General features: G+C 69.5%; 7 protein-coding genes. All 7 read right to left on the bottom strand.

Annotated elements, in window-relative coordinates:
* Positions 1-1,334 (bottom strand): non-reducing end alpha-L-arabinofuranosidase family hydrolase (locus LDL48_RS42950; protein ID WP_225260969.1); only part of this gene is annotated, 1,334 nt, incomplete at its 3' end.
* Between the two features lie 80 nt (positions 1,335-1,414).
* Entirely contained in the window at positions 1,415-2,824 is a 1,410-nt protein-coding gene (locus LDL48_RS42945; RefSeq protein WP_372472344.1) for a glycoside hydrolase family 10 protein, read from the bottom strand.
* Positions 2,825-3,233: 409 nt separating this feature from the next.
* Entirely contained in the window at positions 3,234-4,268 is a 1,035-nt protein-coding gene (locus LDL48_RS42940) for an SMP-30/gluconolactonase/LRE family protein (RefSeq protein ID WP_225260968.1), read from the bottom strand.
* A 33-nt stretch (positions 4,269-4,301) separates the two neighbouring features.
* Positions 4,302-5,156, bottom strand: coding sequence for a carbohydrate ABC transporter permease (locus tag LDL48_RS42935; RefSeq protein ID WP_225260967.1), 855 nt, complete (start codon positions 5,154-5,156; stop codon positions 4,302-4,304).
* A complete protein-coding gene (locus LDL48_RS42930) occupies positions 5,153-6,115 on the bottom strand; it encodes a carbohydrate ABC transporter permease (protein ID WP_225260966.1) in 963 nt (320 codons plus the stop codon). Before LDL48_RS42930 ends, LDL48_RS42935 begins: the two co-directional genes overlap by 4 nt.
* A gap of 64 nt (positions 6,116-6,179) precedes the next feature.
* Entirely contained in the window at positions 6,180-7,451 is a 1,272-nt protein-coding gene (locus tag LDL48_RS42925) for an ABC transporter substrate-binding protein (RefSeq protein WP_225260965.1), read from the bottom strand.
* Positions 7,452-7,543: 92 nt separating this feature from the next.
* The gene (locus LDL48_RS42920; protein WP_225260964.1) at positions 7,544-8,833 is read right to left on the bottom strand and encodes a CE1 family esterase; all 1,290 of its coding nucleotides are present in this window, start codon (positions 8,831-8,833) and stop codon (positions 7,544-7,546) included.
* Between the last annotated feature and the right edge of the window lie 139 nt (positions 8,834-8,972).

Below are 8,972 nucleotides of genomic sequence, written 5' to 3'. Positions count from 1 at the left end.
GCGGCTTGGGGGGTCCAGTTGCCGCCGAGGCTGGTGGCGGTGAAGGAGCGGAAGTAGCGGCCGTTGGCGCCGATGGCTTCGACGATCATGAGGTACTGGTTCTGGCCCTGGACCTTGTAGACCTGGGGTGCTTCGAACAGGTTGTTCGTGGTGTCGGTCATGATCGTGGTGTAGCTGGTGCCGAAGTTGCCGGGGAAGTTGCCGATCGGCATGGAGGCGCGGTAGATGCGGCCGTTGTCGCCGGCGAAGAACAGGTACATGTTCTGGCCGTCGGCGATGAGGGTCTGGTCGATGGGTCCGGTGCCGGAGTTGCTGATGCTGCCGGTGAACAGGGGTTGGGGTGCGGACCAGCCGTTGGGGTTGGTGGGGTCGCTGCTGGTGCGGTAGATGAACGGCCAGGCGCCCCACTGGTAGGCCAGGACCCAGATGTTCTTCGGCGCGAAGTAGAACAGGCTGGGTGCGACGGTGGAGTTGTTCATCGCGTTCTGGCTGGCGGAGCCGAGTTCGGTGAAGTTGTTGACGAGGCTGAAGTTCATCGAGCCCCAGGTGGTGCCGGTGTCGTGGGTGGTGGCGTAGACGAGGTGCCGGCCGTTGTAGGGGGCGGTGGTGAAGTCCTTGAGCGAGACCCAGCCGGAGCGGGGGTTGGCCAGCACGCCGGAGGAGCTCCACCGGTAACTCGACGGCAGACTGCAGTTGCCGGACGGCGGCGGGGTGGTCGGCCCGGTGGGCGGGGTGTCGCCGCCGACGCGGACGAGCTGCCATTGCTGGTTGTTGCCGCCCCAGTCGTCGTACTGGACGATGTTGGCGCCGTCGGCGGTGGACGCGCCCTGCACCTCGACGGCCCGGTTGCTGTTGCGGTTGATCAGGCGGACGTAGCCGTCCGGGGAGTCGGCGAGGCGGAACTGCTGGTTGGTGCCGTTGCTGTCGGACCACTGGACGACGGCCGCGCCGTTGGCGGTGGAGAGGTTGTAGACGTCGAGGACCTTGCCGGAGTGCCGGGAGCGCAGGCGGTAGTAGCCGCCGCCGGAGTCGACGAACTGCCACTGCTGCTGGGCGCCGTCGTTGCGGGACCACTGGGTGATCCGGGCACCGTCGTTGGTGGCCAGGTTGTAGACGTCCAGGGCCTTGCCGCTGCCGCGGTTGACCAGAATGTACGAGGCGCTGGTGTCGACGGTGGCGGCGCTGGCGTCGGTGGCGGTCACGGCGGTCACGCCACCGGCGGTCAGCGCGGTGAGGACCGCGACGGCGGCGCCCCACCAACGGCGGCGCCGCGGGCGTGCGGGTGCCGGTGGCTCGGGAACCGCGCCCGGCGGGTGGGCGATGTGCGATGTCATGGGGATTCTCCTCGGATGCTGGCCGTTGCGGGTCGGTGCCGCCCGGGGCCGGTGGCGTCCGGTCCCGGGCGGCGGGTGGTTCAGGCGGCGCTGCAGCCCGGCGTGCCGGCGGGCGGCGTGCCGGTGCCCTGGAAGCCGAACTCGGTGCTGCCGCCGGCGGCGATCCGGCCGTTGTAGTCCACGTTGCCGAACGCCACCGTGCCGGTCGTTCCGCCGGCGCGGGTGCTCCACGAGCCGGTGACGGCGGTGCCGGCCGGTAGCGCCACGGTGACGGTCCAGCCGCTGATCGCGGTGGCCGCGGACACCCGGACGGTGGCCACGAAGCCGCCGGTCCACGCGTTCATCGACACCGATGCGGTGCAGCCGCCGGCCGGCGGCGGGGTCGTGCTGCCCGGCGGCGGCGTGGTGCTGCCGGGCGGCGGCGTGGTGCTGCCGGGCGGGGGCGTGGTGCTGCCCGGCGGTGTGGTGGTGCCGCCGGCGTTGAGGGCGTCGAGGACCGCGGTGTAGGCGGCCTTCTTGTTGCCGGCGCAGTCGAACAGCAGCGGGTTCGCGCCGGTGCGCCAGGAGTCGCAGTCGCGCACGCCCCACACCGTGATGCCGGTGCAGCGCGGCACCGCCAGGCAGGCCCGGGTCACGGTGGCGAAGATGTTCGCCTGGTTGCCGCCCTGCTGGACGTCGAGTTCGGTGATCTGGACGTCGACGCCGAGGTCGGCGAAGCGCTGGATGTTGGCCTGGTAGGTGGAGTCGATGGTGGTGCCCAGGTGGGACTGCAGGCCGACGCAGTCGATCGGCACGCCGCGGGCCTTGAAGTCGCGGACCATGTTGTAGATGCCGGTGGACTTCGCGTTGATGCCGTCGGTGTTGTAGTCGTTGTAGCAGAGCTTCGCAGCGGGGTCGGCGGCCCGCGCGGCGCGGAACGCGGCCTCGATCCAGTCGTTGCCGGTGCGCTGCAGGTTGGAGTCGCGGCGGCCGCCGGAGTTGCCGTCGGCGAACGCCTCGTTGACCACGTCCCAGGAGTGGATCTTGCCTCGGTAGTAGGTGGCGACCTGGGTGACGTGGTTGATCGCGGCGTTGCGCAGGGCGGTGCCGGACAGGCTCTGCGCCCACGGCGGCTGCTGCGCGTGCCAGAGCAGGGCGTGACCGCGGACGCTCTTGCCGTTGGCCCGGGCGTGGTTGAGGATGCGGTCGCCGTTGGTGTAGGTGAACCGGCCCTGGGACGGCTCGGTGGCGTCCCACTTCATCTCGTTCTCCGCGGTGACCGAGTTGAACTCCCGGTTCAGGACGCCGGCGTAGGTGGAGTCGCCGAGCCGGCCGGCCGCGACGGCGGCGCCGTAGTAGCGGCCCTTCTCGGCCGCCGCGGCACCCAGCGTGGTGCCCGCGTCGGCGGATCCGGTGACGACCAGGCCGGCGCCGCCGGCGAGAACTCCCGCCATCAGCAGGACGAGTCTGCGGAGCCGGTGGGAACGGCTCGGGGTGGACGGTCGGGTCATGGCGGGGATGCCTTTCGGGCTGCCGAGACGGTGCGCTCGGTCGGGGGGACGGGGACTCGTGACCGATCGTGTGTTAGCGCTAACAACTTGCCGCGGGAGGGGCGGTCGGCAAAACTCAAAGGGGGAACCGCGGACGCCTCCGGGCGGACGGCAATTCAGGTCCGCCAATGTTTACACACTGTTTCCGGCCGTTCAAGCTGTCTCGGTTCATGCGTCGGTTGATCGGGCCTGCGGGCGGCGGGGTGTGGTCGGGAAAGGCGGCGCGGCTAATCCGATAGCAAAGTCGCTGACCTGCGGATACGAGACGGCGCGGACGATGACGACTCGTCCGCGCCGTTCCGCGTAACAGTTTGTGGGCAGCGATTCCGAGATTGAGTGATTGGGAAAAGCCGCTATTGTGCGTGCCGGTTCAGTATGGATAGCCGGGAATGCCGAGCTGAATGCTGTGGATTCCGTAGTCGCCGGTCTGTCCGGCGGTGATGAACAGGGTGCGCCGGTCGGCGCCGCCGAAGGCCGCGTTGGTCGCCTGCCGGCCGGTCGAGATGGTGCCGAGCGTGGCGCCGGTCGGCGCGAACACGTGGACCCGGCCCTCGTTGTGGGAGACCCAGTAGACGTTGCCCGCGCAGTCCACGGTCACCCCGTCGGGGCTGGCGATCGTCGCGAAGACGGTGCGCTGACCGGTGCTGCCGTCCGGCTGCACGGGGTAGGCGTAGATCCGGTTCTCGTTGAACGCGCCGACGTAGAGGGTGCTGCCGTCCGGGGACAGGGCGATGCCGTTGGGCTGCCGCACGGTGTCGTCCACGAGCGTGACCTGGCCGTTCGCCACCCGGAACACCCCGGTCCGGCCGCCCATCGCGTCCGGGCGGCGCCCCCGCTGGAAGGAGGGGTCGGTGAAGTAGACGACCCCGTCCGCGCGGACCGTGACGTCGTTCGGGGAGTTGAACGCCCGGCCCTGGTGGTCGGCCGCCAGCACGGTGCGGCTCCGGTCGGACAGCCGGTAAGCGGACAGCGCGCGGTTGTCGTGGGTGGCCGCGATGATCTGCTGCCCGTCCGGGCTCAGCGCCAGGCCGTTGCTGCCGGACGCGGCGATGAACGTCTCGGGCGCGGCCGGCGGGGCCAGGCGGTGGATGGTCGACGGCTGCACCTGCTCGGCGCCGGTCGCCGCGCGGAGATCGGACACCACGAGGTACCCCGGGTCGGCGACCCAGACCGGGCCCTCCAGGAACTGGAATCCGCCCTGGATCCGCGACGCGGACAGCGCGGTGCCGGGCAGCGGCGGTCCCGGGTCGGTGCCGGTCTCGCACACTCCGGGCGGTGCTCCCGGCGGGGTGTCCAGGGCGGTGTGGGTGGCGAGCGCGGCCGAGGCGATGCCGAGTAGCAGGCAGGTGGCGCCCGCGAGGGTACCCACCAGACGTCCGGGCGAACTCACCGCATCGATAATCATGAATGAACGGTAACAGCCCGGGCGGGGCCCTGGTCAGCCCTTGAACGCCCCTTCCATGATGCCCTGCACGAGGCGCCGACCGACGAAGACGAACAACACCAGCAGCGGCAGCGTGGCCAGGAAGGAACCGGCCATGGCCAGGCCCAGATCGATGTCCCGGCTGTTCTGCAGCGCCTTGATGGCGATCTGCACGGTGTACCGCTCCGGCGACTTCAGCACGATGAACGGCCACAGGAAGTCGTTCCACGCGGTGACAAACCCGAACAGGCCCAGGACGAACGCGGCCGGGCGGACCAGCGGGAAGGCGATGCGCCAGAAGATCTGCCAGGTGGACGCGCCGTCCACCCGGGCGGCGTGCATCAGTTCGTCGTCGATGACGCTGGCGATGTGCTGGCGCATCCAGAAGATGCCGAACGCGCTCAGCAGGCCCGGAACGATCACGGCCTGCAGGGTGTCCACCCAGTTGAGCCGCGACATGATGAGGTACTGCGGGATGACCGACAGCTGGGCCGGCACGGTCATGGTCAGCACGACGATGAGGAACAGCACGTTGCGGCCGCGGAAGTGCAGCTTGGCGAAGGCGAATCCGGCCAGCGCGCACAGCAGTGCCTGGCCCACCCCGATCGCGGTGGAGACGGCGATGCTGTTCACCAGCGCCTGGACGAACGGAACGATCTCGAAGACCAGGCCGGCCAGGTGCAGGAAGTTGCCGCCCGGCACGATCCGCGGCGGCAGGCTCGTGGCGGTGGCCGAGTCCGTCGTGGACACCACGAACATCCAGTAGAGCGGGAACAGGCTGAGGAACGCCATGCCGCCCAGCGTCAGGTACACGGCGGGCGAGACCCGGCTGTGCGCCGGCCGGCGGGCCTTGCGGGGTGGCGCGCTCATGGCCGCTCCCAGCGGATGCGGGTGATCAGCAGGTAGTTGATCAGGGCGATGATCACGACGAGGGCGAAGAGCGTGACGCCGATGGCCGCACCGTAACCGAAGTGGAACCGGCCGAAGCCCTGCTCGTACAGGAAGAGGGTGAGGGTCTGGCACTGCCGCGCCGCGCCGCACGTCAGGCCGCCCACCGGGTTGACCAGCAGCGGCTCGGTGAAGATCTGCAGTCCGCCGATCGTCGACGTGACCACGGTGAACACGATGATCGGCCGCAGCGCGGGCAGGCTGACGTGGCGGAACTGCTGCCAGCTGCCGGCCCCGTCGACCGCCGCGGCCTCGTACAGTTCCCGGGGAACCGCCTGCAGCGAGGCGAGATAGAGCAGGGTGTTGTATCCGGTCCAGCGCCAGGCGACCATGGTGGCGATCATCAGGTGGCTGCCCCAGACCGAGGCCGTGAAGTCGATGTGCGCGAACCCGAGCAGCTCGAGGAACCAGTTGAGCATGCCGTAGTCGCGGTCGAAGAGCTGGGCGAAGACGATGGTGGTCGCCGCCACCGAGGTGACGTACGGGACCAGCACGGCCATCCGGAAGAACGTCGCCGCGCGCAGGCGTACCTGGTTGAGCAGGTGCGCGACGCCGAGCGCGAGCAGCAACTGCGGCACCGTCGACAGCAGCCAGATGCTGAACGTGTTGCGCAGCGCGCCCCAGAACCGCGGGTCCTGGAACAGCTCGGTGAAGTTGGTCAGCCCGATGTAGCGGTGCTCGCCGATCGGGTTCCACTCGAACAGGGCGACGTAGAACGTGAACAGCAGCGGGAACAGACCGAAGATGAAGAAGAGCACGAAGAACGGCGCGATGTACGCGTACGGCGCCAGCCGCTCCCGCAGTCCCTGCTGGATGTGGCGGTACCGGGTCGGCGGAGCACCGGCGTCCGGCGGCGTGGCCGGGGCGAGCGTGGTGGTCACAGTGGCGCCTTCCCGACGGGTGCGGCGGCCGGTTCGGCCCGGCCGCCGCACGTCATTCGTCCGATCAGCCCCGGAGGGCGTTCTTGACGTTCGTCATCGCGGTGTCCCACGCCCGGTCGGGTTTCACCTTGCCCTGTTCCACGCTGGTGAGGGTGTTGAGCAACTCGGTGCCGATGGCGGCGTCGTTCAGCCCGATGTAGAACGGCTTGATGTTCACCACGGACTCGGTGTAGATCTTGCCGATCGGTGCGCCGGAGAAGAACGGATCCGTCTTGCCGATCAGCTTCGGATCGGTGTAGACCGACGGCGTCGTGGGCAACGACCCCTGCATCAGGAAGTGGTCCAGCTGGCCGGCGGGTGACTGCATGTCGGCGATGTACTTCCACGCCGCCTCGGGGTTCTTCGCGCGTTTGGGGATGGCGAGGAAGCTGCCGCCCCAGTTGCCCGAGCCACCGGGGATGGTGGCGATGTCCCACTTGCCGGCGGTGCCGGGTGCGTTGGTCCGGATGGAGTTGAGCATCCACGACGGCGCCGACACGACCGCGAAGTCGCCCTTGCCCATGCCCGCGGTCCACCCGGCCGAGAACGAGGTCTGCTTGGCGGAGATGCCCGCCGCGAAGACCTTGAGCGTCAGGTCGAACGCGGCCCGGACCTGCGGGTTCCTGTCGTACACCAGATTCTGGGCGGAGTCGTAGTACCGCTCCGTACCCTGGTTGACCGCCTGGAAGAAGACGCTCGTCGGCGTGTTGTCCACGAACGGCTTGCCGGTCGCCTGGACGTACTTCCGGCCGACCTCGGTGAATCCGTCCCAGGTCGTCCACAACTTCGAGACCGCCGCCCGGTCCGTGGGCAGACCGGCCGCCTCGAACAGATCCTTGCGGTACGCGATGGCCATCCCGCCGACATCCGTCGGAATCCCGATGACCTTGCCGTCCGGAGTGGTCGGCTGCTTGATCACCCAGTCCAGGTAGTCCCCGGTCATCTTGTCGGCGCCGAGCGTGTTGAGGTCCACGAAGTTCTCCGGCGACTGCATGAACTTCGGCAGATCGTCACCCTGGATCAGGACGAGGTCGGGCACCTTGCCGCCGGCCAGCGCCGCGGTGAGCGCCTGCGCCGTCTCGCTCGTGCTGCCCACCTCGGTGAGCTTGATCCGGGTTTCCGGGTGCTTCTTCATGTAGGCGTCGACGTCGGCCTTCTGGTTGATCGCGGTGAACGACCAGAACTCGAACGTCGACCCCGACGACCCCGAGTCGTCGCCGCCGCCCCCGGATCCCGGCGTACAGCCGGAAGCCAGGAGCGCGGCGGCGACCGCGGCGGCCATGATGACGCGCTTCACGCCGGCCGCCGTATCTCGGTGGCCGAGGGGTGTCGTCGCATCGTGATGTCCTCTCTCTGCTGCCGATCGATGGTGGGAGGGCATCGGCCTCGTCAAGCGGTGGCGCAGGCGGCGCCGTTGAGCGCGTACTCGCTGGGCGCGCCGTTGTTGCCGGAGTGGGTGGCCTGGAAGCCGAAGCTGGCCGACGCGCCGGGTGCCAGGGAGGCGTTGTGGCCGACGTTGGTCGCGGTGACCCGGCCGGACGTCGGCGAGTACGTGGCGTTCCACCCGCCGGTGATGGTCTGGCCGGAGGGGAGGGTGAAGGCCAGCGTCCAGCCGTTGATGGCGGAGCTGCCGGTGTTGGTGACCGTGACGTTGGCGGTCAGCCCGTTGTTCCAGGCGTTGACGACGCTGGTGGCGCGGCACGTCGTCGTGCCACCGGGCGGCGGCGTCGTGGTTCCCGGCGTGCTGGGGCCGGGGTTGCTGGGCGCCGGGCTCGACGGCGGGGTGGTGCTGCCGAACTGGGTGAAGAACCGCCAGACCTCACTGGAGACCCACGAGGTCGAGGAGTTGCGGTCGGTCGGGAGCGGCACGTGGTCACCGTCGTGGGCGGCCCACTGGACCGGGTACCCGGCCCGGCATCCCGCGTAGGCGGTGGTGATGTGCGTTCCACTGCCCTGCCCCGGCTCCGGCGGATTCTGCGCCGTGCAGCCGTTGGCCCGCACGAAGACGTCCCGGATCGACCGGCCCATCGAGATGTTCAGGACGCTGTCCCGGGTGCCGTGGATGCCGAAGTAGGCGACCGGCTGGGAGGCCGAGGAGCAACCGCCGCTGAGGTTGGCGCCGGCGATCGGCGCCACCGCGCGGAACACGGCCGGCCGGGCACAGGCGAGGGTGAAGCTCATCGCGCCGCCGTAGCTGAAGCCCAGCGCGAAACGCTGCGAGGTGTCGACGCACAGGGCGTTCTCCACCACCCGCAGGATGTCGTCGACCAGCGTGACGTCGCGGCCGCCGGTGTTGGCCCAGCCGGCGTCGAGACCCTGCGGTGCCACGAAGATGGCGGTGTTGTTCGACTGCTGCTGCAGACCGTAGAAGCCGTTGCCGACCACGTCGTTGGCGCTGCCGTTGAGCCAGTGCAGACCGACCACCAGCCGGTAGGACTGGTTGCTGTTGTAGTTGGCCGGCAGCCGCAGGATGTACGAGCGGTTCTGGCCGCCGCTCTGGATGGTCTGGTTCCCGTCGCGCAGCGTCGGGCTCTTGCCGCACCCCGCGGTGGGGGCCAGGGCACTCTGCTGGGCCGACGCGGTTCCGGTGAGGACGGTCGCTCCCGTCGCGATCAACATCGCGGCGGCGGCGAGCGCGGTACCCAGGACCCTCCGATTCGGTGTTCGTCGCTCTGGCATCGAAATGCCTCCTTGTATCCGGTGGGGATGGTTGGGAACGGTGTTGCTGGTGTCGGAACAAGGTGTGGACTCCCCGCGTTGCCGGCGGGCTCGGTCCTTGCACCGAGCCCGCCGGCCCGGCTCACCCGATCCACCTCGG

The sequence above is a fragment of the Jidongwangia harbinensis genome, assembly GCF_020216025.1.
Lineage (GTDB): Bacteria > Actinomycetota > Actinomycetes > Mycobacteriales > Micromonosporaceae > Actinoplanes > Actinoplanes harbinensis.
The sequence above is the reverse complement of the archived record's forward strand: the minus strand, read 5'-3'. Positions and strand labels throughout refer to the sequence as shown.

Excerpts from the sequence above, each read along its gene's own strand:
- LDL48_RS42940 (WP_225260968.1), bottom strand. The coding sequence starts at position 4,268 with ATGATTATCGATGCGGTGAGTTCGCCCGGACGTCTGGTGGGTACCCTC.
- LDL48_RS42945 (WP_372472344.1), bottom strand. The coding sequence starts at position 2,824 with ATGACCCGACCGTCCACCCCGAGCCGTTCCCACCGGCTCCGCAGACTC.
- LDL48_RS42920 (WP_225260964.1), bottom strand. The coding sequence starts at position 8,833 with ATGCCAGAGCGACGAACACCGAATCGGAGGGTCCTGGGTACCGCGCTC.
- LDL48_RS42935 (WP_225260967.1), bottom strand. The coding sequence starts at position 5,156 with ATGAGCGCGCCACCCCGCAAGGCCCGCCGGCCGGCGCACAGCCGGGTC.